The sequence below is a fragment of the Aestuariimicrobium sp. T2.26MG-19.2B genome, from assembly GCF_950101875.1.
Lineage (GTDB): Bacteria > Actinomycetota > Actinomycetes > Propionibacteriales > Propionibacteriaceae > Aestuariimicrobium > Aestuariimicrobium kwangyangense.
Window position 1 is genome coordinate 2,090,312 of record NZ_CATNLW010000001.1, and the last position, 23,444, is coordinate 2,113,755.

General features: G+C 69.2%; 20 protein-coding genes and 4 tRNA genes. 10 read left to right on the top strand and 14 right to left on the bottom strand.

Translation table 11 applies throughout. From position 1 onward, the window contains the following. Nucleotides 1–22: 22 nt before the first annotated feature. On the bottom strand, nucleotides 23–979 hold the full coding sequence (locus QQZ11_RS09275; RefSeq protein ID WP_284550014.1) for a glycoside hydrolase family 43 protein: 957 nt from the start codon (nucleotides 977–979) through the stop codon (nucleotides 23–25). Between the two features lie 34 nt (nucleotides 980–1,013). Between QQZ11_RS09275 and QQZ11_RS09280 the strand changes: the two genes are divergently transcribed. Continuing rightward, nucleotides 1,014–2,042, top strand: a complete 1,029-nt coding sequence (locus QQZ11_RS09280) for a lactonase family protein (RefSeq protein WP_284550015.1) — start codon at nucleotides 1,014–1,016, stop codon at nucleotides 2,040–2,042. Nucleotides 2,043–2,110: 68 nt separating this feature from the next. Here QQZ11_RS09280 and QQZ11_RS09285 read toward each other — a convergent pair whose 3' ends face one another. The 4 genes from QQZ11_RS09285 to bcp all read right to left on the bottom strand — a co-directional run bounded on the left by QQZ11_RS09285 (nucleotide 2,111) and on the right by bcp (nucleotide 7,007). Continuing rightward, nucleotides 2,111–2,587, bottom strand: coding sequence for a hypothetical protein (locus QQZ11_RS09285; protein WP_022910858.1), 477 nt, complete (start codon nucleotides 2,585–2,587; stop codon nucleotides 2,111–2,113). Between the two features lie 332 nt (nucleotides 2,588–2,919). Continuing rightward, nucleotides 2,920–6,306, bottom strand: a complete 3,387-nt coding sequence (locus QQZ11_RS09290) for a BspA family leucine-rich repeat surface protein (protein ID WP_284550017.1) — start codon at nucleotides 6,304–6,306, stop codon at nucleotides 2,920–2,922. A gap of 129 nt (nucleotides 6,307–6,435) precedes the next feature. After that, nucleotides 6,436–6,517, bottom strand: a tRNA-Leu gene (locus QQZ11_RS09295). Between the two features lie 10 nt (nucleotides 6,518–6,527). Next, nucleotides 6,528–7,007 (bottom strand): thioredoxin-dependent thiol peroxidase, encoded by a 480-nt coding sequence (bcp, locus tag QQZ11_RS09300; RefSeq protein WP_022910861.1) that lies wholly within the window; start codon nucleotides 7,005–7,007, stop codon nucleotides 6,528–6,530. A 60-nt stretch (nucleotides 7,008–7,067) separates the two neighbouring features. Here bcp and QQZ11_RS09305 point away from each other — a divergent pair, with 60 nt between their 5' ends. Then, the gene (locus QQZ11_RS09305) at nucleotides 7,068–7,373 is read left to right on the top strand and encodes a DUF3618 domain-containing protein (protein ID WP_040438509.1); all 306 of its coding nucleotides are present in this window, start codon (nucleotides 7,068–7,070) and stop codon (nucleotides 7,371–7,373) included. An 83-nt stretch (nucleotides 7,374–7,456) separates the two neighbouring features. On the opposite strand, the gene QQZ11_RS09310 is transcribed toward QQZ11_RS09305, so the two are convergent. The 6 genes from QQZ11_RS09310 to QQZ11_RS09335 form a co-directional block, all read right to left on the bottom strand. Then, nucleotides 7,457–7,532 (bottom strand) — tRNA-Lys (locus tag QQZ11_RS09310). A 62-nt stretch (nucleotides 7,533–7,594) separates the two neighbouring features. After that, nucleotides 7,595–8,335: a type 1 glutamine amidotransferase gene (locus QQZ11_RS09315; RefSeq protein ID WP_284550018.1), complete on the bottom strand. Its 741-nt coding sequence runs from the start codon at nucleotides 8,333–8,335 to the stop codon at nucleotides 7,595–7,597. After that, the gene (locus tag QQZ11_RS09320) at nucleotides 8,332–9,474 is read right to left on the bottom strand and encodes a MurT ligase domain-containing protein (protein ID WP_342395079.1); all 1,143 of its coding nucleotides are present in this window, start codon (nucleotides 9,472–9,474) and stop codon (nucleotides 8,332–8,334) included. Before QQZ11_RS09320 ends, QQZ11_RS09315 begins: the two co-directional genes overlap by 4 nt. Before the next feature lie 258 nt (nucleotides 9,475–9,732). Further along, nucleotides 9,733–9,808: transfer RNA gene (locus QQZ11_RS09325), tRNA-His, on the bottom strand. Between the two features lie 62 nt (nucleotides 9,809–9,870). After that, complete coding sequence (gene orn / locus QQZ11_RS09330) at nucleotides 9,871–10,506, bottom strand: oligoribonuclease (protein ID WP_051139809.1); 636 nt, start codon at nucleotides 10,504–10,506, stop codon at nucleotides 9,871–9,873. A gap of 66 nt (nucleotides 10,507–10,572) precedes the next feature. After that, nucleotides 10,573–10,648 (bottom strand) — tRNA-Arg (locus QQZ11_RS09335). Nucleotides 10,649–10,720: 72 nt separating this feature from the next. On the opposite strand from QQZ11_RS09335, the gene QQZ11_RS09340 reads away from it, so the two are divergent. Genes QQZ11_RS09340 through QQZ11_RS09355 form a run of 4 tightly spaced genes read left to right on the top strand, consistent with a single transcriptional unit; the run spans nucleotide 10,721 to nucleotide 16,326 of the window. Next, on the top strand, nucleotides 10,721–12,097 hold the full coding sequence (locus tag QQZ11_RS09340; protein WP_284550020.1) for a PrsW family intramembrane metalloprotease: 1,377 nt from the start codon (nucleotides 10,721–10,723) through the stop codon (nucleotides 12,095–12,097). Nucleotides 12,098–12,153: 56 nt separating this feature from the next. Further along, nucleotides 12,154–14,049 carry a dynamin family protein gene (locus QQZ11_RS09345; protein ID WP_284550021.1) on the top strand — a complete coding sequence of 632 codons (1,896 nt, stop codon included), beginning with the start codon at nucleotides 12,154–12,156 and terminating at the stop codon, nucleotides 14,047–14,049. After that, on the top strand, nucleotides 14,049–15,701 hold the full coding sequence (locus QQZ11_RS09350; protein ID WP_284550022.1) for a GTPase: 1,653 nt from the start codon (nucleotides 14,049–14,051) through the stop codon (nucleotides 15,699–15,701). The genes QQZ11_RS09345 and QQZ11_RS09350 overlap by 1 nt, the downstream gene beginning before the upstream one ends. Further along, nucleotides 15,694–16,326 carry a ThuA domain-containing protein gene (locus tag QQZ11_RS09355; protein ID WP_284550023.1) on the top strand — a complete coding sequence of 211 codons (633 nt, stop codon included), beginning with the start codon at nucleotides 15,694–15,696 and terminating at the stop codon, nucleotides 16,324–16,326. The genes QQZ11_RS09350 and QQZ11_RS09355 overlap by 8 nt, the downstream gene beginning before the upstream one ends. Here QQZ11_RS09355 and QQZ11_RS09360 read toward each other — a convergent pair. Further along, on the bottom strand, nucleotides 16,270–17,274 hold the full coding sequence (locus tag QQZ11_RS09360; RefSeq protein ID WP_284550024.1) for a putative RNA methyltransferase: 1,005 nt from the start codon (nucleotides 17,272–17,274) through the stop codon (nucleotides 16,270–16,272). The genes QQZ11_RS09355 and QQZ11_RS09360 overlap by 57 nt on opposite strands. A 161-nt stretch (nucleotides 17,275–17,435) precedes the next feature. Here QQZ11_RS09360 and QQZ11_RS09365 point away from each other — a divergent pair, with 161 nt between their 5' ends. The 3 genes from QQZ11_RS09365 (at nucleotide 17,436) to QQZ11_RS09375 (ending at nucleotide 20,911) form a co-directional block, all read left to right on the top strand. Next, the gene (locus tag QQZ11_RS09365) at nucleotides 17,436–17,900 is read left to right on the top strand and encodes a single-stranded DNA-binding protein (RefSeq protein WP_342395071.1); all 465 of its coding nucleotides are present in this window, start codon (nucleotides 17,436–17,438) and stop codon (nucleotides 17,898–17,900) included. Nucleotides 17,901–18,034: 134 nt separating this feature from the next. Continuing rightward, complete coding sequence (gene ettA, locus QQZ11_RS09370) at nucleotides 18,035–19,717, top strand: energy-dependent translational throttle protein EttA (protein WP_284550025.1); 1,683 nt, start codon at nucleotides 18,035–18,037, stop codon at nucleotides 19,715–19,717. Between the two features lie 15 nt (nucleotides 19,718–19,732). Then, nucleotides 19,733–20,911, top strand: a complete 1,179-nt coding sequence (locus QQZ11_RS09375; RefSeq protein ID WP_284550027.1) for an exo-beta-N-acetylmuramidase NamZ family protein — start codon at nucleotides 19,733–19,735, stop codon at nucleotides 20,909–20,911. Here the strand turns inward: QQZ11_RS09375 and QQZ11_RS09380 are convergent. Continuing rightward, nucleotides 20,904–21,452 carry an NYN domain-containing protein gene (locus QQZ11_RS09380; protein WP_284550028.1) on the bottom strand — a complete coding sequence of 183 codons (549 nt, stop codon included), beginning with the start codon at nucleotides 21,450–21,452 and terminating at the stop codon, nucleotides 20,904–20,906. The two genes, QQZ11_RS09375 and QQZ11_RS09380, sit on opposite strands and share 8 nt — an antisense overlap. A gap of 241 nt (nucleotides 21,453–21,693) precedes the next feature. On the opposite strand from QQZ11_RS09380, the gene QQZ11_RS09385 reads away from it, so the two are divergent. Further along, nucleotides 21,694–21,978 carry a DUF1905 domain-containing protein gene (locus QQZ11_RS09385; RefSeq protein ID WP_284550029.1) on the top strand — a complete coding sequence of 95 codons (285 nt, stop codon included), beginning with the start codon at nucleotides 21,694–21,696 and terminating at the stop codon, nucleotides 21,976–21,978. Nucleotides 21,979–22,018: 40 nt separating this feature from the next. On the opposite strand, the gene QQZ11_RS09390 is transcribed toward QQZ11_RS09385, so the two are convergent. Continuing rightward, complete coding sequence (locus QQZ11_RS09390; RefSeq protein WP_284550030.1) at nucleotides 22,019–23,383, bottom strand: glycosyltransferase; 1,365 nt, start codon at nucleotides 23,381–23,383, stop codon at nucleotides 22,019–22,021. Nucleotides 23,384–23,444 lie beyond the last annotated feature (61 nt).

The following is a 23,444-nucleotide window of genomic DNA, read 5'->3' on the forward strand; positions in this document are numbered from 1 at the left end:
CGTGGTTCGGCTGAGCCCGGGTTCAGAAGGCGGCGGCGACCGCCTCGTACTCGGTTCGGGTCAGCGGCAGGACGGTGCCGTGCTTCGTCCGGGCGGGAAGGTCGAGGTCGATCTGGGTCCAGTGACCGGAGCCGAGATCGGTCGTGGTCAGGGCTCGGTAGCCTTGGGGGTCGAGTTCGTAGGAATCGACCCACAGGTACCAGCGGCGCTCGTGGTGATGACGGAAGACGAGGGGAGCCTCGATGCCGTCGGCGATCTGCGCCCCGATCCGTGTCGCCACCGGTCGCCACTCGCCGAAGAAGCTGTCCGCCACCTCTTCGAAGATGCGCCGGCCGTCTGGTGAGTTGTCCTTGGCGAAGCGGTGCACCCGCCCCGGGTGCGGGTCATCGTCGGCTTCCACGTGGATCGTCAGGTCGATCACCTCGACGCCCTGGTCGAGGAAGACCCGGGCCGGGGTGAAGGTGACGAAGTCACGCGTGCGGCTGACCAGGATTCGGCTGTGGCTGTCGCCGGTGTGGGACTCGTCCGCGAACAGCTTCGACGACCAGTAGACGAGGTAGTCACCGGATTCGGCGTCATGGTGGGCCTCCGGTGCCCACGCCATGCCGGCCTCGACGGGTGCCACCTCGACCAGCCTCGGCTCCGACCAGTGCACCAGGTCGGGGGAGTCCCACACGACCAGGTTCCGGCTGCCGTGGCGAGACAACCGGTCCCAGTCGATGGTCGGCTCGCCGGTCCAGATGCGCGCGTCGGTCGCGATGATGTGGAACCCGTTGCCGTCCTGACGGCGCAGCAGGTGCGGGTCGCGCACCCCGGTGGTTCCCAGTGTCGACTCCAGGATCGGAGCACCGGAGTTGAGGCGACGCCAGCGCAGGGGGTCATCCCCCTCGCTGAGGGACAGGAAGATCTTCTCCGCATGCCCGTGGGGGTCCTCGACGAAATGGACGAGCAGGTAGCCGTGGCCCTCGGGTTCGATCACCCGACCCACTGTAGGCAGTGACTAGGCTGGCGGCATGCGCGATCTCGTCCTCGTTGCCAATGCCGGTGATGGCACCGTCTCGAGTTTCCGGATCACGGGGGACGCCTTGGAGCCGCTGGCGGTGAGCACCGTGGGGGGCGGCTGTTCGACCTTCGTGGTGGACGAGGCACGTGACCTCGTGCTGGCAGCGAGCAAGCAACCGAGCGTCGACACCTTCCGGCTCGACCGGGCCACCGGCCGGCTCAGTGCGCTGGCAAGTGTGCCGGTCGCCTCGTCCATGACCTACCTCGACCTGGCCCATGACGGACGGGTGCTCGTGGGCGCCTCCTACGGCGGAGGATTCGCCGAGACCCGACTGGTCGACGAGGAGGGGCGACCGTCGGACGAACCCGTTGCCCGCGTCGAGTGGCCGCAGTCCCACTGCGCTCTGGTGGCCGGCACCGGTGGGGAGGCCGTGCTGTACGTCGTCTCGCTCGGGGCTGACTTGGTGGCCCAGTACGCGCTGTCGTCGGACGGGTCGTTGGTGGCCCTCGACCCGGCCACCGCTGTTGCCCCGGAGGGGTCGGGTCCTCGCCACCTCACCCTGTCGCGCGATGGGAAGGTCGGCTGGGTGGTGACTGAGTTCTCGGGGGAGGTGCTCTCCTTCGCGCGTGACCGCACCGGGGCGCTGACGCCGTCGGCGAGGCGCGCCTTCTTCCCCACCGACGCCGGTCTGACCCACAGTCGCCTCGGCGCCGACCCGCTCGCCGAACACCTGATCTGGGGCGCCGATGTGCACCAGGCGGGTGCCGACGGGCAGTGGGTGCTGGCCACCGAGCGCACCACCTCGACCCTGGCCTGCCTGCCAGTGCTCGCAGACGGCAGCCTGGGTGAACGCGTGTCGAGGATCGCCACGCCGACCCAGCCCCGTGGGTTCTGGGTGCTCGACGGTGGCCGGTTCGCCGTGGTGGCGGGGGAGCGCGACACCGAGGTGTCGCTCGTCAGCGTGGACGAGGGTGGGGCACTCGACGAGGTCGGTCGCTGGCCCACCGGTCGGGGAGCGAACTGGGTGCGCGCTGTCTGAGTCGGACGGCCCCCTACCGCCGAGGAACTGGGTGTGGGTGGGGGCGTGGCTGATCGGGACGTGACCGGTCAGGACGGGGGCAACCGCTGGAGGGTCGCCAGGATGCGGCCGGTGTCATGGGTTCCCTGCAGGGCCGCCAGGGTGACCCTGTCGTTGGTCAGGACTCCCGCCTCCGACCAGGTGATGCCACCGCTCTCCCGGCGGTCCTGGACGCTGCGCTCGGCAAGTGCCGGGGTCATGCCCGCACGGGGGCAGTGCTTCAGATCGGCCTGGAAGACCGACAGCCACGCTGCGGCCCGCTGCGGGTCGGGGAAGCTCAGTTGGATCAGGTTCCCGATTCCGTTCGTCGCGGGGTCGCGATAGGCAGCGGTGAGCGCATAACGGGCCCGTGGGATGGTCGAGGGTTCCGGCCCGCAGCCGGGAAGGGCGGCCAGTGACGCATCGGCCGCGTCGACCTGGTGGACGAAGGTGCCGTTCGGGTTGAACTCGCCCTCATCGGCCTTGGCCTGGTCGTCAGCCGTGAAGGTGAGAATGCTCCTGGGCACCGTGGCCCCGCTGAGCGGGCCGGCTGTCGACGGGTCGGGAGACGGTGTCCTGGCCGTGACCCCTGCACTGGGGGGAGCTGACCCTGGGGCGGAGGAGCTGGCGGTTGTGCTGTCCTTGGCGGGGGTGGCGCTCGGGCTGGTGACTCGTGTGGTGGGCGCGCCACTGTTGGGTGAGGCCATGGTGGGTGCGGGGGTGGTCGGCGTCGTCCTCGGGGTCGGGGAGTGCGACGAGCAGCCCATCAGCACGACGGCGAGTGCCAGGGCGCAGGCACCGACCGCGACCCCATCCCCTGCCCGGGGGGCTGGCCGGTCGCCCCTGGCGGTCTGAGGTGTCATTTCTGGAAGTGCTGGTAGTCGGGTTCGCTCCACCATGCACCCCAGTAGAAGCCGTGGCCGACCAGTTTGGTGGTCAGGGTGCTGGTGCCGACCAGGACACCCGGCTTGCTGGGGTCACGATGGGTGGCGTACCAGTTCTCGTAGGGGTACCAGACACCGAATTCCTTGTACGGGTTCTCGAAGTCGTTGATGTCGATCGCCCTCCCGTACGAGTGCGGTGACATGGCGTAGGGGTTGCCGCTGACCTTGCGGCAGTTGAACGCTGAGGTGTTGTCGGCGGCCATCATCTTGTAGTCATTGCCGAGCCAGTGGTTCGGGTTGACCATCTGGCGGATCTGGAAGCTGTTCCATGCCGCGGCCGAGAACGAGTCGATGATCTGGGTGACGACGTCCGAGCGGACGATCATCACGCCCCGATGCACCCGGTTGTCGAAACCGAGGTGATTCATCGAGATGGTGCGCAGGCTCGAGGGGCCCACCGGGCAGCCGGAGCGGAAGGTGTACTGCACCTCGGCGGAGGTCGTGGTGTGGGTGGTGGCGTTGACCCGCACCCTGATGCGTCCGTGGTCGATGCGCGCGTTCTGGAAGTCCTGGACGTCCTGACTGCCGGGTCCGGTGGGCAGTCCCAGGTCGCCGGTGGCGGCGTTGTGGGTGGTGCTGGAGTAGACACGCCAGACGTCACCGTGGACCGCGGGCCAGCCGTTGGTACCGCGCATGATCGCCCCGGAGGTGAACCTCTGCATGGTGACGCCCTTGGTGTACTCGTTGGACGTGGGCCGTCCGAGGGGGCCGGCGGCCAGCTTGAGCGAGACCCAGGTCTGGTAGATGGGTCCACGGACCCAGTGGATGCCGCTCGCAGTGTTGCGGTACAGCATCGAGGTCGCCGAGGTCTGGCCCGCACCGGCAAGTTTCGTCCACGAGTCGGCCGTGTACGGGGCAGTCGCCGAGGTGGTGTCCGAGATCGGTGCCCCGTACTTGCCCGCGCCGTGGGCGAGGTAGTGGTCGGCGGCCTCCGTCGTCAACCAGCGGACCCCATGGTCGGACGAGACGAGCGCACCACGGGTGAACCGGCTGACCGAACCACCGGAGTAGTTGGCCAGAGCGACCACCTCGGTGGTCGGGACCCCGGTACGCGGGTAGCCGCCCAGCGCGGTGTAGCGGGAGTAGATGGGGCCGTGCACCGCATGGGCGCCGGTGAAATTGGTGTAGACGATGACACCCTTGGCGTAGGTCTGGTGGGCGATGCAGCCGTCCAGGACGACACCGGTCGTGGCTGCGCCGAGTTGGGTGCCCAGCGTGGAGTGCCTCGCGCCGATGGCGTTCTGCGCCAGCGACTGGAACGACGGCGCGACCGCTGGCACTGCGTTGGGCGTGAAGTAGCCGACGACGTCGGCGATCAGCTGCACGGTGCCCCGGTTGTGGCTCGTGAGGGACAGTGTGCCGTCGGCGCCCAGGGGGACGACCGCCAGGTTGTTGCGGGTGTCCCCGCCGGGCAGGTTGAGCGACGAGGCGTTGGGCTCACAGCTGCCGCTGGGGTACGCGCTGACGTGTCCCGGCCGGGTTGCGTTGGTGCCGGTCAGGTTGAGCACCACCGCCGAGACTCCGCTGGTGGGTACACCGCCGCGGCCGGCGATCTGGACGCGCAGGCTGCCGTCCGGCGCCACCGGACCGGTCCCGCCGGCTCCGATGCGGGTGTCGAGCACTCGGGAAGGGGTGAGCGGCTCGAACCTGCCCGCGGCATCACCGGAACCAGCGAGATGGTAACCAACGATGTCGCCCACCACGTGCACGGTGCCCGGGCTGCGGTTGGCGATGGCGATGCTCCCGTTGGCCCCCACCTTGACGACGACCAGGCTGGCCCGGGTGTCGGCCCGGGGGAAGTTCAGGTTCGAGGTGCCGGGCTCAGCCGTGCCGTCGGCGTGGACGATCAGATGTCCGGGTGCGGTTGAGCCGGTCTCGGTGAGGTTGAGCACCACCGCCGAGACGCCGCTGGCGGGGACGCCGCCGCGGCCCGCGACCTGCACCCGGATGGTGGCGTTCGCGGGAACGGGTCCCGTCGCCCCGGTGTCGGTGCGGGTGTCGAGGATGCGATCCGGGGTCAGCGGCGCGTACGCCCCGGCCGCCGTAGGGATACCGGCCAGGTAGTAGCCGGACACGTCGGCGATCAGGTGGACGGTGCCCGCGCTGTTGTTGGTCAGTGCGATCTTGCCGTTCGCGCCGAGGGTGACCACGGCCAGGTTCGCGCGCGTGTCACCTGCCGGAAAGTTCAGGTTCGAGCTGGACGGCTGCGGGGTGCCGTCCTGGTAGGCCGTGATGTGGCCGGGGCGGCTGGAATTGGTGACGGTCAGGTTCACCACGACGGCTCCCACGCCGTCGGCCGGGATCCCGCCGCGTCCGGCGAGTTGCACGTGGATGGTGCCGCGTGCGGGCACCGGCCCGGAGGCGCCGCTGTTCGTCCGGGTGTCCAGGACGCGGGTGGGCGCCAGCGACACGAAGGTGCCCCCGTCGCTGGGGGTGGCCGCTCCGGACTGGCCGCTGTCGGTGATGGACCAGCCGGCGGCCCCGGTGAGCGTCGCTCGGGGTTGCGCTGCGGCAGCCGAGTAGGTCGAGGATCCCGCGTCGAAGGCCACCCCGGTGGGTACCTTCTGGGTGGCCCATCCGGTCAGGAGCGCGTCGTAGTTGGACGATGACAACCGGACGCCCGAGAACATCCTCGTCATGTCGGCGACGTGGGTCACGTCCCACCGGCCGAGGTCCTGGTCGAAGGAGGTGGCCCCGTCGAACATCGAGCGCATGGTCGTGACCCCGCTGGTGTCCCAAGCGCTGACGTCGCCGTCGAAGGCCACCGCCCCTTCGAACATCGACTGCACCCTGGTCACGCCGGAGGGCAGGGAGGTGGGGACCTTGGTCAGATGGGTCGCCCCCAGGAAAGCGCTGCTGTAGTCGGTGATCCCCAGCGATCCGAACGAGGACACTGACGTCAGCGTCGAGGCTCCCACCCCATTCCTGCTCTGTGGGGAGGCGAACCCCTGCGGGGTGCCGCACACCGACACGGTGTAGGCACCGGGCGACGCGAAGTCGAACCCCACCAACCCCGGGTCAGCCGGATAGGTCTGCCGTTGGTCGGTCGCCGGTCCCTCACCGGACGGGGTGGCCGACCCGGCTCCGCCCCAGTCGATGGTGACGGTGCCCGAACCGCCGGTGAGCACGAACCCGACGTGACCCTTCGTGCCCGGGTCCACCCGGGTGTCGAAGGTCATCACCATGGGGTCGGAGCAGGGCAGCGGCGCCGGCTCAGCCCGGGCGACCGTCACGGAGGTGGCTGCGAATGCGGCCAGGATCACCGCGAAGATCGCCCCCGATGCCGTCCTCAGTGTTCGCATGAGACGCGCTCCCCCCGCAGGCACCACGCCTCAGGGAAGGGCGCGATGGTGTTGCGGCTGAGCATAGGCCGAGGTCGGTCCAACGCCTGCCGTGTCGGGGAGGTCCGCCGCGGTCCGCGGATGGAAGGGTGCCGGAGAAGGGACTTGAACCCTCACGCCTTGCGGCACAGGAACCTAAATCCTGCGTGTCTGCCAATTCCACCACTCCGGCGGTGGGGGGATCAGATCCCCAGGTCGCGCTTCAGCTTGTCGACGTGACCCGTGGCCTTGACGTTGTACTGCGCGAGCGCAATGGTTCCCGACCCGGCTTCGTCCACGTCGACCACGAAGGTCGAACGCAGCACGCCGGTGATCTCCTTGCCGTAGAGCATCTTGGTGCCCCAGGCGCCGTAGGCGTTCAGGGCCTGCCTGTCGGGGTCGGCCAGCAGGGTGACACCCAGGGCTTCCTTGTCGCGGAACGTGGCGAGCTTGTCGACACTGTCCGGGCTGATGCCCACGATCTCGTAGCCGGCATCGCGGAACTCCTGCTGGGCCGCGGTGAAGTCGACGGCCTGGATCGTGCACCCCGGGGTCATGGCCGCCGGGTAGAAGTAGACGACCACCCTTCGTCCCGCGAAGTCCGCCAGCGACACCTCCGCCCCGGTGGCGTCGGGCAGGCTGAACTCCGGGGCGGGCGAGCCGATGTCAAGGCGGTTGTTCATGCCCCACACGATACCGGTGCGGCTAGGGTGGTCTGGCACGCTCCAATGAAGGGACCGACCGTGGCCGACACCACCGACACCCGTACCGCCGCCCAGATCCGGGCCGACCTGGCCGCAGCCCGCGCCCGGGTCTCGGCGAACCTGGCCAACCTCGTCACCGAGGTGCATCCGACCGCCATCAAGGACCGCACCATCGATGACGCGAAGACATTCGCGCACACCGAGTTCGATGCGGCCAAGTCGCAGGTGAAGGACGAGCGCGGCTGGCGCATCGACCGGCTGCTGATGCTCAGCGCCGCCGTGGTCGGCACTGTGGCCGTGTTGGTCGGCATCCGAGCCATCGTCGGTGGCGGACGACGCTCCTGACCTGTCCCACAGCCGAAGCTGACCCACGTGCCAGGGGGAATGCGAAAAGGCCTGTCGAGAGTGATCTCGACAGGCCTTTCCCGTGGTACACCGCCAGGGACTTGAACCCTGAACCCGCTGATTAAGAGTCAGCTGCTCTGCCAGTTGAGCTAGCGGTGCGCGCCAAGAAACTGTAGAACATCGCGCGCCGGTTTGGGAAATCGAGCCGCCCCGGGCGGGTATCAGCTCCGTCGGCCGGCCCTCACCGCAGCGATCCTCTGGCGACGCAGTTCGTCCACCTCGGGCACCGCCAGCGGGTCGAGGTCGAGCCCGGTACCCAGCCGAAGCACGTGGTCAGCCAATTCGGGGTTGCGGGCCAGCACGGGCCCGTGCGGGTAGGTACCGATGACGGTTCCCTGCTGGGTTCCCTCGGTGCCGTCCCCGTTGTTGCCGACTCCCACCTCGACCCGGGCGAGCGGAACGGCATCAGCTCCCAGGGTGGTGTGGCCGCCGTGGTTCTCGAAACCCGTCAGCTCGTAGGAGGTGCCGTCCTGGCGCTGCCAACGCGTGAGGATCTCTCCCACGGCCCGTATCGGGCCGCGGCGGGTGCTGACATCGAGCAGTCCCAGGCCCTCGATCACCTGGTCGTGGTCGCCCACCGTGAAACTGGTGCCACAGATCTGGTAGCCCGCGCAGACCGCGAACAGGGCTGCCCCCGCCTCGACCGCCCGGAACAGGTTGCCGTCGGCGCGCAGGGCCTTGACGGCCGAGATCTGGGCGAGGTCCTCGCCACCGCCGAGCAGGTAGACGTGCCCGTCAGCAGGGACCTCCTCGCCCGGTTCGACGACCAGCAATTGATGGTCGATGCCACGCCACTCCAGACGCTTGGCCAGCACGGTGGCGTTGCCGCGGTCACCGTAGATGCCCAGCAGCGATTGGTAGACCAGCACCAGTTTCACGGGTCCGTTGACGGGACGGCTCATGCCAGACCTCCGAGTTTCCGCAGTCGCTGGAAGGGGGTGTAGGTGGCGATCACGTCGACCGGTCCGTCGACGCGGGTGACCTCGGGTCGTCTGAAAGCGGCCGTCAGGTCTGGCTCGACGACGTGGTCGACCCCGGCATGGCGCAACCGCACGGCCAGGTCCTGGGCCCGAGGGCCGGTGGCGACCACGGTTCGTCCGGCCAGTTGTTCGTAGCGCACGTCCCACAACCACGAGACGTCACGTCCGTCGGCGGCCGCCGAGTCGATGGCCAGCACCACCGTCTGACTGGTGGCCAGGGGCAGGGACTCCGCCCAACCCGAGGGGTTCTTGGCCAGCAGCAGGGTGGCGCGGGCGGTGCCGATGGTGGCGGTGGCGTAACGGCCGGCGGGTGAGGTCACCGTGGCCATGCCGTCGAGGGCGGTCTGGGCGGGCACGCCCATGGCGCGGGCGGCAGCGAGGGCGCAGGCGGCGTTGGCCCGGTTGAACCGTCCGGGCACCTGCAGGTCGAGGGTGAAGACGCGACCGTTGGGGTCGCTGACCTCGTCACCGCGCACCGTGTAGTCGGCGACGGGCTGCGTGAGGGAACAACCGGGGCAGTCCCACCGGGACTGGTCACGCACCAGCAACGAGCCGCACTCCGGGCAGAGCGCCGCGTCCTCGTTCCACACGTCGCCCGTGTCGACCCAGATCACCCGTCGCGCCGGCTGCGCCGACCACACCACGAGCGGGTCGCAGGCATTCGCGACGACCACGGGTCCGCTGCTGCCCGCCGCTTGCAGGGCGATCCGCCACGACCGTCCCAAGGACTTGATCTCGTGGTGGCGGTCGAGTTGGTCGCGCGAGAAGTTGAGCAGCACCAGCACCTCGGGACGGCCCAGTTCGATGACGGTGGCCACCACCCGCTCGTCCGTCTCCAGCACCGCGATCGACGACCGTGGTTGGTTGGCCAGCGCAGAGGCGATGCCGTGGTGCAGGTTCGCCCCGTCGGCGTTGGTGACCACGTCATCGGGGTCGGCGACCGAGGCGCGCACGGCTGCGGTCAACAGGTGGGTGGTCGTGGTCTTGCCGTTGGTGCCCGAGACGCTGGCGATGCGGCGGTCGGCCAGCAATTTCCCCAGCGCCCCCGGGTCGAGACGCAGCATGACGGTTCCCTGGATCGAGGCGCCCGTGCCGCGTCGCGCCAGGCGCGAGGCGGCAGCCGCCGCCTTGCCTGCCGAGGTGGCGGCGTTCAGTCGCAGCCGACTCAGGGCTCCCGGCTTCGGCGGGCGGAAGGGCAGTCGAGGAGCGGCCATGTGGGTCATTCTGACATGTCCCCCGAATGCGGCGGACAAGGGCCTCGGGCCCGACGTGGAGCATGGGAGGGGGAGGCCGGAGCACTCTCGGCAGGAGGTGAAGTGTGGGGTGAGTAACGGGACTTGAACCCGCGACATCCTGGACCACAACCAGGTGCTCTACCAGCTGAGCTATACCCACCACGACCACACTGCGCGCCGGAAACCGGCTCGGATGAATATACCGATCCGCGGGCCGGATCGCTAATCGAGCTCCACCGCCGAACCGTCCGCCGTCGTCGCCACCGCGCCAGTGAGCGCACCTTGGTGCTTGGCGGCCACCTGCTTGGCCATGGCGCTGGTCGGTCCGACGGGGACGAACACGGCCTCGCGGTAGTAGCGCAGTTCCTCGATCGACTCCTGGATGTCGGCGAGCGCGCGATGGTTGCCCGACTTGGCGGGGGAGTTGTAGTACGCCTTGGGGTACCACCGTCGCGCCAGTTCCTTGATCGAGCTGACGTCGACGTTGCGGTAGTGCACGTGGGACTCGAGCTCTGGCATGTCGCGCGCCAGGAACATGCGGTCGGTGCCGATGGTGTTCCCCGCCAGGGGAGCCCTGCCCGCGGCGGGCACGTGGGTGCGCACGTACTCCAGGACCAACTGCTCGGCCTCGGCCATGGTCAGCCCGTCCTCGAGTTCGACCAGCAGGCCGGAGGTGGTGTGCATGCTGCGAACGAAGTCGTTCATCTGTGCCAGCGCCTCGGCCGGCGGCTTGATGAGCACGTCGACGCCTTCACCCAGCACGTTCAGGTCACCGTCGGTGACCAGCGCGGCCACCTCCACCAGGGCATCGGTGGTCAGGTCGAGTCCCGTCATCTCACAATCGATCCAGACGAGCATCTCGTTGGTCTGCGCCACCGGGTGCGCCCCTTTCGGTCGGTCGGGCGACCCGAGCGGCCGTCCGGTTGGCGCCCCAGGCAGGAATCGAACCTGCGCGCGACAGATTAGAAGGCTGCTGCTCTATCCGCTGAGCTACTGGGGCTGGTCCAGCCGTCAGTGTAAAGCCTCCCAGCAGGCCGGCTGCGCTGCACTGGGCACTCGCTAGGCTGGGCCCATGTCGTCAGCACGTCTCGAGCGCCGAGCTCGTGTCCTCTCGGGGGTGCCGCGCAACCAGCCGCCTCGACCGTGGTACCTCCGCGTCCTGCGCAGCCCGTGGACGTGGGCGCTGGTCGGCATCCTGCTGGTGGGATTCGTGGGGCTGTTCGACATGTACTGGATGTTGCACGCCGACCGCAAGGTCGAGGGTGGCACCGTTCCCGGCATCACCAACCAGGCCATGCGGATCGGTGCCAAGTACGCGTGGCCCACGGCCGTGGTGTGGTCGTTGCTGTTCCTGTGGTTCGACCGTTTCCGCAAGCACCGCGTCGTGACGTGGCTGATCGCCTTCCTCTGGGGGGCCTGCTTCTCCACCTGGATGTCGATCTACGTCAACTCCTGGGCCGGCGAACTGCTCAGCGTGCAGGGCAACGGCGACCCGTCGACGGGCGCTCGTCCGGCGGTGTTCGTGGCCCCCTTCGTCGAGGAGTTCTCGAAGGCAACCATCGTGTTCGCGCTCGCGGTGCTGGCCCGCTACCGCATCGTGTCGATCATGCAGAGCGTCTCGCTCGCCGGGTTGTCTGCCGTGGGCTTCGCCTTCACCGAGAACATCATCTACTACGCCCGCGGCTACGAATATGCCTCCCGGACCATCGAGGCCGGCGACGCGGAGCAGGCGTTGCTGTCACTGGTGAGGCTCCGCGGTGTCTACACCTCGTTCGGCCACCCGTTCTTCACGACGATGACGGCGATCGGGATCCTGGTCGGGGTGAGGCACCGCAGCAAGCTGGTGCGCATCCTTGCCCCGGTCACCGGCTTCCTGGCGGCGGCGCTGGGTCACATGGTGTTCAACGGGGTCGCCTCCAGCGTGCCCGAAGGCGGGGGGATGAAGTACTGGCTGATGGCCGTTGCGGTCGTCGTCGTGCTCGCCGGCGTGCTGGTTGCGTGGATGATCCGGGAGGGTGGACGAATCCGGGCCCGCCTGAACGATCTGGTGCGGTTCGGGTGGTTGTTGCCCTGCGACCCCGTGATCTACTCCAGTCTGTGGCGGCGCCTGCGCCTGCTGGTCATCGCGGTCTCGCAACCGTCCCGACTTCCCGCCACGATGCGGGTCATGCGCCACCTCACGGAACTGGCCTACCTGCGTGACTCGATGGTGCTCGGCCTGATCGACCGGGTCGGATACGAGCACGCGCGGGAACTGCTCGAGGTCATCCGCCGGGATCGTCCGGTCGCCGTGACCACACTGGCGGGGGAGAAGGTTCGGTTGCCGCACCCGGTGGCCTGGCTTCGCTCCCGACGTCAGCTGGCCACGGCAGCCGGCCCGGCGCCGCAGTGGGCGCCGCCCTCGTGGGACTCGAACCAGTGGGGGCCCCCGCCTGGTGGACGCGCATGACGGGCGCTCCGGACGTGCCGTCCTCGGACCCTTCGTCCGGGGGCGGGCCCGCCCGCGTGAGCGCAGCCCAGCTGGCCGCGGCGCTTGCGACCTTGAGATCGAGGTTGGCCGGGCTCAGCCTGCCGATCGACCTGCCCGGTACGGGCGACCAACGAAGGAGCGCACACGAGCTCGTCCGTCAGCTGGACGACTACGTGTTGCCCCGGCTGGCCACCCTCGAGGCCCCGCTGCTCACCGTCGTGGGCGGATCCACCGGCGCTGGCAAGTCGACGCTGGTCAACACCTTGGTGGGCCGCACCGTCACCACTCCCGGAGTCATTCGCCCCACCACCAAGTCGCCGGTCTTGATCCACCATCCCGACGACGAGCACTGGTTCTCCGACGAGCGCATCCTGCCCACGCTGATCCGCTCCAGGGTGGCCTCACACGACCAGAGTTCCCTTCAGTTGGTGGCGGAGCCGAGCCTGCCACCGGGGCTCGCCGTGCTCGACGCACCCGACTTCGACTCCGTGGACGAGCGCAACCGCGAACTGGCGACGGAGTTGTTGCAGGCGGCTGACCTGTGGTTGTTCGTCACCTCAGCTGCCCGGTACGCCGACGCCGTGCCGTGGGAGTTCCTGCAGCAAGCGGTGCAGCGCAGGGCGGCCGTCGCCGTCGTGCTCGACCGTGTGCCCCCGGCGGCCATGACCGACGTCCCCACCCACCTGGGGCAGATGATGACCGAGCGTGGCCTGGGCGACTCCGCGCTGTTCGCCGTGCCCGAGACGGCCACCGATGCCGAGGGGTTGCTGCCTGATGCGGCAGTCTCACCGATACGCACCTGGCTCGCCACGCTCGCGGCCGACGAGCGCAGCCGTCAGACCGTGGTCATGCAGACCCTGACCGGCGCCATCGACTCCATCGGGCCACGAGTGTCCAGCCTGGCCGCGGCGACCGATGACCAGGTCGAGGCCCTCGAGAGCCTGCGCCAGGACGCTCGCAGCGCCTACGCCGAGGCCGCCCGACAGGTGGCGGTGCAGTCCGCCGACGGAACCCTGCTGCGGGGTGAGGTGCTCGGTCGCTGGCACGAGTTGGTCGGCACCGGTGAGTTCATGCGTGCCCTCGACCAGCGCATCAGCTGGCTGCGCGACCGGGTGTGGGGCACCCTCGTCGGCAAGCCACCCGAGGTCGACAAGATGAAGGTGGCGGTCGAGAACGGGCTCGAGGCGCTGGTGCGCGAAGAGGGGCAGGCAGCCGCCGAGCGCGCAGAAGCCGCCTGGCGGGCCACGCCAGCCGGCCGCTCCCTCCTGGCCAGACACGCTGCCGCCCACGGGCGGGACGAACTCACTCGCGCCTCGCGGGAGTTCCCGGGCAAGGTCGCCCGCGCGATCCGGGACTGGCAGGGCGACGTCGTCGAACTGGTGGCCGAGGAAGGCATGGACAAGCGGTCGAGGGCTCGACTGCTGGCGTTCGGTGTCAACGGTGCCGGGGTGGCCCTCATGGTGACGATCTTTGCCTACACCGGTGGCCTCACGGGTGCCGAGATCGGCGTGGCCGGTGGCACGTCGGTACTGGCCCAAAGACTGCTCGAGGGCATCATCGGTGACGACGCCGTCCGCGCATTGGCGGAGAGGGCGAAGGCCGACCTGGATGCCCGGATCGAGACGCTCATGTCGACCGAACTCGCCCGGTTCGAGGCCGTGCTGGCCGAGGCCGGCGTCGCCGACGAGCAGGCCGCCGCCCTGCGGGAATCGGCAGCGGCGGTGGAGCGGGCCCACGTGGAAGGCTTCGACCACGAACGAGCCATCACCGCCGACACCACCACGGCGCGCGGTATGAACCCGGCCCGCACCCCGGCGGCGCTCGGCTCGTCCACCTCTGAGCCCGTGGTGACCGTCAGCCAGGTCGCGGCCAGTCCTGCCGAGGTGGTCGACGGTGAACTGGTCGAGCATCGGGACGGGGACGACCGCTGATGGCACGACAAAGGCCCGTCGCGGAACGACTCCAGGCTCTGGGCCACGTGGTCGAGCAGGTCGAGGGACGGGTGCCCGACGAGGCGGTCAGGCACGCGGAAGAACTGGTCCGTCGCGCGGGCTCGAGGCTGGCGATCGCCGGGGACCACACCGTGGTTGCCCTGGCCGGTGCCACCGGATCAGGCAAGTCGAGCCTGTTCAACGCGCTGTCCGGAACCCAGCTGGCCGAGCCGGGAGTGCGTCGTCCCACCACGGCGAAGGCCATGTCGGTCTCCTGGGGGGATGTGCCCCCCGCGGAACTGCTCGACTGGCTCGACGTGTCACGTCGCCACCAGGTCGAGTTGTCGCGGGTCCCTCGTCCCGGGTCGCAGGCGCCGGGGCTCGAGGGACTGGTGCTGCTTGACCTTCCCGACCACGACTCGATCGAGGCAGCCCACCGCGCCGAGGTCGATCGACTGGTCGACCTGGTCGACCTACTGGTGTGGGTGGTGGATCCCCAGAAGTACGCCGATGCGGCCCTGCACGAGCGCTACCTGAAGCCACTGGCCGGCCACGCCGAGGTGATGCTGGTCGTGCTCAACCAGGTCGACCTGCTCACCCCCGGGCAACTCGTGCAGTGCGAGCGTGACCTGCGTCGCCTGCTCGACAACGAGGGCTTGGGCAAGGCCCGGATCGCGGCGGTGTCGGCGACGACCGGTCAAGGAGTCGACGCCCTGCGCCGTCAGGTCGTCGACCTGGTCGCCAGGAAGCGGGTGGTGGCCGAGCGTCTCGGCGCCGACCTCACCCGTGAGGCAGCTCGGTTGGCCCCGGAACTGGGGTTGGACGACTCCGGCTCCGCCGGTGACCCTGCCATCGGTTCCGGCACCGTGCGCCAGTTGAACCGGGCGTTGGCCGAGGCGGCGGGGGCCGATGTCGTCACCGAGGCCGTGCTGGCCTCGGTGCGCCGACGCGGTGAACTCGTCACGGGATGGCCTGCGCTGTCATGGATCGCGTCGCTGCGACCGGACCCGTTGAGGCGTCTGCACCTCGACCGGCTCCCGATCGGGCGCACCAAGAAGTCGCTGGAGCCGGTCCGCGTTCCCCGCACGGGGCTCGACTCCGGGCAGGGGGCCTCGAAGGCGAGGGTCACCTCGGCGGTCAGGGCCCTGTCGGACGAGGCTGCCGCCGACCTCCCACGCTCGTGGCAGGACGCGGTCCGCCGTGCCTCCCTCGCCAACCAGGGCGTGCTGGCCGACGAGCTGGACCGGGCGGTGGCCACCACCGACCTGGCGATGGACCGCGGCTTCGGCCACTGGCGCGTGATCCAGGTCGTGCAGTGGATCCTGGTGGCTGTGGTGGCCGCTGGACTGCTGTGGCTGGCTGCCGATCTGGTGTTGGCCTACTTCCACTTCCCGCCCCTGCCGACCCGCAGCTGGCACCGGTTGCCGGTGCAGACCTGGCTCGTGGTCGGGGGAGTGGCCGCTGGTCTGCTCCTGGCCCTGATCAGTCGCGTGTTCGTCGAGGTGAGCGCGCGAGCCAAGGCCCGCCGGGCCCACGCCGTGCTGAACCGACAGGTCGCGGCCGTGGCCGAACGGCACGCGGTGGCGCCGGTCACCGCAGAACTCGTCCGACTTCGCACGGCACGCGAGGCGCTGGGGCGAGTCCGTGGCTGACCTGTTGCTGGTCACCGCCACCCACGAGGCGTTCAGGCACTCAGCCGCGATCGAGGCGGGGGTGGCGCTGTTCGCCCGTCTGGCCGCCGAGGCGGGGCTCGACCTGCTCCACACCGAGGACACCTCGGTGCTCAACCCCGATGACCTCGCTCGGGCCCGCGCCGTGGTCTTCCACCAGTGCAACGGTGAGATCCTCACTGACGACCAGCGGGCCTGCCTGCAGTCGGCAGTGCGAGCGGGGTGCGGGTTCGCCGCCGTGCACAACTCCACCGGTGCCGAGCGCGGCTGGCCGGGCTACCTCGAACTGGTCGGGGCACGGTTCCGGGGCCATCCACCCCTCAACGACCAGCGGCGGGGCTTGCGGGCGGTCGCTCCCGACCCGTCCACCCAGCACCTGCCCGACCCCTGGTCGTGGTCGGACGAGTGGTACGAGTTCGAGTCGGAGCCAGTCGGAGTCGAACCACTGGTGGTACTCGCCGACGAACCCGACCGCCCCCTGAGCTGGCGTGGGCGACTGGGTCTGGGCCGAACCTGGTACACCGCCCTCGGTCATCGTGCCGAGGCCTACTCAGATCGGGTCTTCGTCGACCACGTGTGGGGCGGCATCACCGGCGTGATGCGCTGACGACCCGATCCCGGGAACAACAGGGGACTGTTCCGCGGGCACCAGGTGGTCGCGCGCCCAGTCATCGGGCGCTGGCTCATCGCGCGCTGGGTCATCGGGCGGCTGCACCAGCGTGCCGACGAAGTGCACCGTGATCTCCAGCCGGTCGAGGGCGCTGATCCGCTCGACCCCCTCCTCGGGAGCATTCCAGCGGTAGGGCGTCATCCCCCACACCTGCATGATCTCCTCGTTGCTCCCCAGCGTCACGCGGGCCTCGAACCGTCGCTGCTCCAGCACCGGCCAGGACCGGGCCAGCAGTACTTCCTCGTCGTGGGGGCGGTAGTCGCGGTACAGCTGAGCCCTCAGTTCGGCGAGGTGGGAGCCGCCGGGGGTGACCAGCAGGGCTCGTCCGCCCGGGGCCAGCACGCGAGCGAACTCGCTGTCGAGCACCGGAGACATCACGCTGGTGAGCAGGTCGACCGATCCGTCGACCGCCGGCAACTGGTTGACCGAGGCGACGACGGCGACGGCTCGGGGCACCCGGCGGGCGGTGAGCTTCATGGCCGGACGGGAGATGTCGAACGCCACCCAGTGGTCGTCGTGCAGGTGCTTGCCCCCGGGGCGACTCGAGGAGTCGTCGGGTATGGCCGACAACATCGCCTCGGTGAACGTGCCCTCGCCGCAGCCGACGTCGAGCATCGTCTCGGGCATCAACTCGCCCACCCACTCGTGCAGGCCCTCACTGAGGGCGCGGTAGTGGCCACGATCGAGGAATGCCCGTCGTGCAGCGACCATTGACTGGTCGTCACCCTGCGCCCGCGACCTCGACTTGCCGGGAGTCAGCAGGTGCAGGTGCCCGTCGCGGGCCTGGTCGAAACTGTGGCCGGCCTCGCAGCGGGCCACCCGGTCGCGCAGGCGCAGCCTGTTCCCGCACACCGGGCAGGCGAGGATGCCGTCGCGTTCGCTCATGGTCCCGATTCTTCCAGCCTCGGAGCGGACTGTTGTCCACAAGCGAGGGGGAGGTCGAAGGGTTGTCCACAGCCCGGCATCGCGGGCGGGACCATCCCGGGAGTTCCAGTCACAACTCAGGTGACTGCCCTTCGGCAGACCATCCCTGGAGAGGACCATTCATGGACGCAACCATCAGCCTGTCGGGAAACATCGGCACCGACGTCGAGACCTTCACCGGCGACGACTGGGTACTGGCCCGGTTCCGCCTCGCCTGCACTCCGAGGGTGCGCCGCGGAGGGGAGTGGACCGATGGTGAGACCACCTGGATCTCGGTGAGGGCCTCCAACCGGTTGGCCCGCAACGTCGCCGCCAGCCTGCACAAGGGTGACCCCGTGGTCGTCACCGGACGGCTGCGCACCCACGTCTGGCAGGACGCCGAGGGTGTCAAGCAGGACCGTCTCATCGTCGAGGCCTCCTCGGTGGGTCACGATCTCAACCGGGGCACCACCAGTTTCGCCCGCAACGAGCGGGTGGCCTCACCGGCCTCCCCGGGGGAACCGGTCGACCGTGACGACGTGGACCCTGAACCCGTCGATGAGCCCGCCCCGGACGAACAGGTGCTCGGGCTCGGGGGCCGCGACTGAGCTCAGGGCACAGGAACCATCCGGAGCGTGTTCACTGGCATACTGGACGACGGTCCGCGCCTGTTGCGGTGCGGCCGTTCCCCGGGGCGTGCGAGCGCACCGGACGACGTCGATGCGAAGGAAACGCGCCACTCATGGCTGAGTTCATCTACACCATGCACAACGTCCGCAAGGCCGTCGGCGAGAAGGTGATTCTCGACGACGTCACCCTCAGCTTCTACCCGGGCGCCAAGATCGGTGTCGTCGGCCCCAACGGGGCCGGCAAGTCGACCATGCTCAAGCTGATGGCCGGAATGGACCGTCCCAACAACGGGGAGGCACAGCTGGCGAAGGGGGCGACCGTCGGGATCCTGCTGCAGGAACCCCCGCTCACCGAGGACAAGACGGTCTGGGAGAACGTCGAGGAGGCCGTCGCCGACACCAAGGCGATGCTGGCCCGCTTCAACGAGATCTCCGACTCGTTCTCCGATCCCGACGCCGACTTCGACGCCCTGATGGACGAGATGGGACGACTGCAGACCGAGCTCGACCACCGTCAGGCCTGGGACATCGACGCCCAGCTGCAGCAGGCCATGGAGGCACTGGGTTGCCCTCCCGGGGACTCTCCCGTCGAAGTGCTCTCCGGTGGCGAGCGCCGCCGGGTGGCCCTGTGCAAGCTGCTCCTGCAGGCCCCCGACCTGCTGCTGCTCGACGAGCCCACCAACCACCTCGACGCCGAGAGCGTCAACTGGCTCGAGAGCCACCTGAAGAGCTACCCCGGCGCTGTCCTGGCCGTGACCCACGACCGTTACTTCCTCGACAACGTCGCCAGCTGGATCTGCGAGATCGACCGCGGACGTCTCCACCCCTACGAGGGCAACTACTCCACCTACCTCGAGACCAAGCGCAAGCGCTTGCAGATCGAGGGCCAGAAGGACGCCAAGCGCGCCAAGGTGCTCGAGCGTGAGCTCGAATGGGTGCGGTCGTCCCCCAAGGCACGTCAGGCGAAGAACAAGGCACGTCTGGCCCGCTACGAGGAGCTGGCCACCGAGGCCGAGCGCAGCCGCAAGATCGACACCGCCGACATCAACATCCCCGCCGGTCCGCGATTGGGCAGCGACGTGCTGCAGGCGATCGACCTCACCAAGGGTTTCGGCGACCGACTGCTGATCAACGACCTCGACTTCACCCTCCCGCGCGCGGGGATCGTCGGCATCATCGGTCCCAACGGGGTGGGCAAGTCGACGCTGTTCCGGATGATCGTCGGCGAGGAGCAGCCGGACTCGGGCCAGCTGAAGCTCGGCCAGACGGTCAAGATCAGCTACGTCGACCAGGGCCGCTCGGGACTGGACCCGCAGAAGAATGTCTGGCAGGTCGTCTCCGACGGGCTCGACTTCATCAAGGTGGGCAACTTCGAGATGGCTTCGCGTGCGTACGTGGCCAGCTTCGGTTTCAAGGGTCCCGACCAGCAGAAGTTGTCCGGGGTGCTGTCCGGTGGTGAACGGAACCGGCTCAACCTGGCGCTCACCCTGAAGATGGGCGGCAACCTCTTGCTGCTCGACGAGCCCACCAACGACCTCGACGTCGAGACCCTCTCGGCTCTCGAGGACGCCCTGCTCGAGTTCCCGGGCTGCGCCGTCGTGATCAGCCACGACCGGTGGTTCCTCGACCGGGTCGCCACCCACATCCTCGCGTGGGAGGGCCACGAGGCCGACGAGGCCGACTGGTTCTGGTTCGAGGGCAACTTCGCCGACTACGAGGCCAACAAGATCGAGCGGCTGGGGGCCGAGGCGGCTCGTCCGCACGCCTCCAAGCACCGCCGCCTGCGCCGCGACTGAGAGCTGACGCCGCCCGTGCGCACCGGACTCGACGCCCTCGCCGACCGCGATTTCGCGGAACTGCGGGGGCGTCGCGTCGTCGTGCTGTCGAACCCGACCGGTGTGATGGTGCGGGAGGGGCGTGTGCTGCACGGGGTCGACGCCATGGTGGCCGCGGGTGTCGAGGTGGTCGGCGTGTTCGGGCCCGAGCACGGCTTCCGGGGAACGGCCACCGCCGGTGAGTCGGAGGCCGATGCGTTCGACCCGGTGACCTCCGTCCCGCTGCTGGACGCCTACCACGCGGGTCCCGAGCACCTGGCCGAGGCATTGGTGCGGCTCGGAGCCCACGTGGTGGTGGTCGACCTTCAGGACGCGGGCGTCAGGTTCTACACCTACGTCTGGACGATGTACCGGTTGATGATGGCGGTCGCCCGCGTTCCCGCAGTGGCGATGCTCGTGCTCGATCGCCCCAACCCCTTGGGCCGGGCCCGCAGGGGAGGGCTGCTGGCTCCCGGTCTGGAATCGAGCATCGGCCGGAGGTCGATCCTGCACCAGCACGGCCTCACCCTGGGTGAGCTGGCACGCGTGCTGAATGCCCATCACCTGCCCGAGGAGCCGGGTGGGACGAGCATTGACCTGTCCGTCGTGCCCGTCGAGGGCTGGGACGGCTCGGCACGTTCGTCCGGGGCTCCGGGATGGCCACTGTGGGTGGCACCGAGCCCCAATCTGCCGACCGTGGAGTCGTGTCTGGCCTATCCCGGAACCGGGCTGCTGGAGGCTGTCACGCTGTCGGAGGGGAGGGGGACGACCCGTCCGTTCACCCTGCTCGGGGCGCCCTGGGTGGATGACCGCTGGTTGGCCCGCCTGGACGAGGGCCGGCACCCGGGCGCGTTGGTGCGCGAGGCCGCGTTCGAGCCGTTGGCCGTGCCCCACTTCGAGACCCATGCCGGCCGCCTCTGCCGGGGGGTTGAGGTGCATGTCAGCGATCCCGACGAGTTCGACGCGGTCCGGTTCGGGGTCGACCTGCTGACCAGTGCGCGTGACCTCTACCCGGAGTTCACCCACCGCGGGGACCAGTGGCGATGGCTCGACCTGATGACCGGACGCAGGCAATTCGCCCGGGACCTGCTCGCGGGGGCGGGCACCGACGACCTGCTGGCAGGCTGGCTGCCCGACCAGAGAACCTGGGATGAGCAGGTGGGCTCGCTCAGATGAACTCGAGCGGGTCGAACTCGTCGATCTCGATGATCCGCACCCGGGGCAGGCGCTCACGGAACGCGGCCACGTCATACTCCAGATCGAAGAACTCCACCCCATCGATGCGACGCAGCGACGTGGCCAGGAACTCGCCGAACCCGACGATGCCCACCCGTCGATCCGGATCCTCGGCCAAGGCCTCCATCTGCGGGGCGAAGTCGGCGTCGTGGCTCACCAACATCACGTCGGCGGGTCGACCGGCCAAGGCCTCGGCCGTGCGCTGGATGGCGATGTCGACGACCTTGCCCTCACCCCGCAGCGGCACCGGACGGTAACCGATGGCCAGCAGGGCCTGCACGAACGAAGCCGGCAGTTCCGCCGGAACCGCGAGGAAGAACAGCCCCTTCACCGGCTGGCCCCAAGCCCGCTCGGTGTAGTCGAGCAGGGTGTTCCACCGCGGTCGCTCGTGGGGGTCCGGGCGGCGTCCCAGAACCGAGTTCCCCAGGGTCGCGTCGATGTTCTCGCCGTCGACCAGCAGGTAGGTGGTGCGCTCGCTCATGCAGGGAGCCTAGTGCGTGCTGTGCCCGCGCTCGCTGCGGTCAGACGGTTCAATCAGGGGGTTCAATCGTGCGGATCGTGTGTTCTGACGCCAGATGTTGCTCCTGGGACGGAACAGTCGGCGTCAGCGCACACGATCGGCACGATTGGCCGGGGAGCAACGCGGCCGGCGCGCTGCGGCGGTGAACGGGCAAAGTCCCGCGTCACGGGTCGTCCTCCCCACCCGGTGCCAGACTGGGACGATGGACCTGCAGTTCACCGCAGAGGTGATCGAGTGGCGCGGCCCTGCCCCCTTCTACTACGCGGTGGTGCCGAACGACGAGGCCGACCTGATCGCCGAGGTGGCCCAGTCGATCATCTACTGGGGGTGCGTGCCGACGATGGCGACCATCGGTCACCACACCTACAGGACGGCCATGTTCCCCAAGCTGGGCACCTATCGGGTGCCGATCCGCAAGAACGTGCGCGAAGACCTGGGCATCGGGGTCGGTGACAGGATCGAGGTCTCACTCTTCCTCGACGTCTGAGCGACGCTCGGCCGGTGGATCCCTGCTCCCGAGTGCGAATTCAGCCCTGTTGTGAGGCGAAGACTCCCTGGCGGCTCCAGCGTTGCCAGGTCACGCCCCGACCGGTGGCCATGCGAACCAGCGTGCGCACCAACGCACGGAACTCGGTCAGGTCGACCAGGTAGAACACCAGCCAGGCCATCGGTGCCAGCGGCAGCAGCGCCAAGGACTCCCTGCGTCGGGTGTCAGTGAGCACCTGCCACCCCACCACCAGCGTGAGCGCGCCGATGTAGACCAGCGCCGGACCGTAGTCCCCGACCGCGATCGTCCACGCCCACATCACGGTCACCAGCAGGGGTTCGGCCAACAACAACACCTCCGAGAGCAGGGCGACCGGCAGGATCAGCATCGTCAACACGCGCTTGCGCGGGAGGGTGGGGTTGAAGAACAGGTGCCGGTACTGCCGGAAGGTGAGGAACCGTCCGAACTTCCAGCGCAGCCGCTGTCGCACCAAGCCGTCCCAGTCGGCCGGAGCCTCGGTCGTCACGACGGCATCGGGAGCGTAGACGATGCGGTGCCCGGCCGCCTGCAGTCGGGTCGACATCTCGATGTCCTCGGTGATGTTGTCCTCGTCGAAACCGGCCAGGGCCCCCGATCGTCCCCGGTCGATCAGCTCGTGCAGCACGTCGGCCCGGTAGGCAGCGGCAGCGCCCCCGACGATGTAGATCGAGTCGAGCACCGAGTCGGCCTTCTTGAAGTAGAACCCGTAGAGGTACTCCAGGCGCTGCACCAGCCCCAGCACGCCGGGCCGGTTGCCGATCTTCACGTTGCCAGCCACGGCCATCACCCGGGGGTCGTCGAACCGGCGGGCGAAGTTCGTGAGGGTGTCGGCTGCCACCGCGCTGTCGGCGTCGGTGGTGACGATGATCTCGCCCGAGGCCACGCCGAGCCCACGGTTCAGCGCCGAGGCCTTGCCGCCGTTGGGTTGGCTGACGTACACGAGTCGGCCCGGTCGTCCGGACGCCTCGTGCTCGGCCACCAGCGCCTGCATCACGGCTTCTGTGTCGTCGGTCGAGCCGTCGTTGATCACGACGACCTCGACATCGGGGTGGTCGCTGGCCAGCAGCGAGCGTACGGTCAGCGCGATGCCGACCTCCTCGTTCCAGGCGGGGACGAGCACCGAGACGCGCTGGGCGGGCTTGGCAGCGCGGCGGGGGGCGCGACGACGGCGCCACCAGCCCTGCACGTCGAACCAAGGTGCGATTAGCAGCTGCAGGGCGTACTTGAGCAGGCTCGGCAGGAAGAGCAGGGTCAGGGCGATCTGCCAGGTCTCGGACGGCCTCGCGGCGCTCCGGTGGCCGAACAACACCAGCCACCCCAACGCCAACGTGATCCCGTATCCCAGCAGGTAGAGCAGAGCAGTCACACCTCTCAGGATACTCTCAGACTTGGGGTTCTCCGATTCGAGCGACCGACCGGCCCGTCCA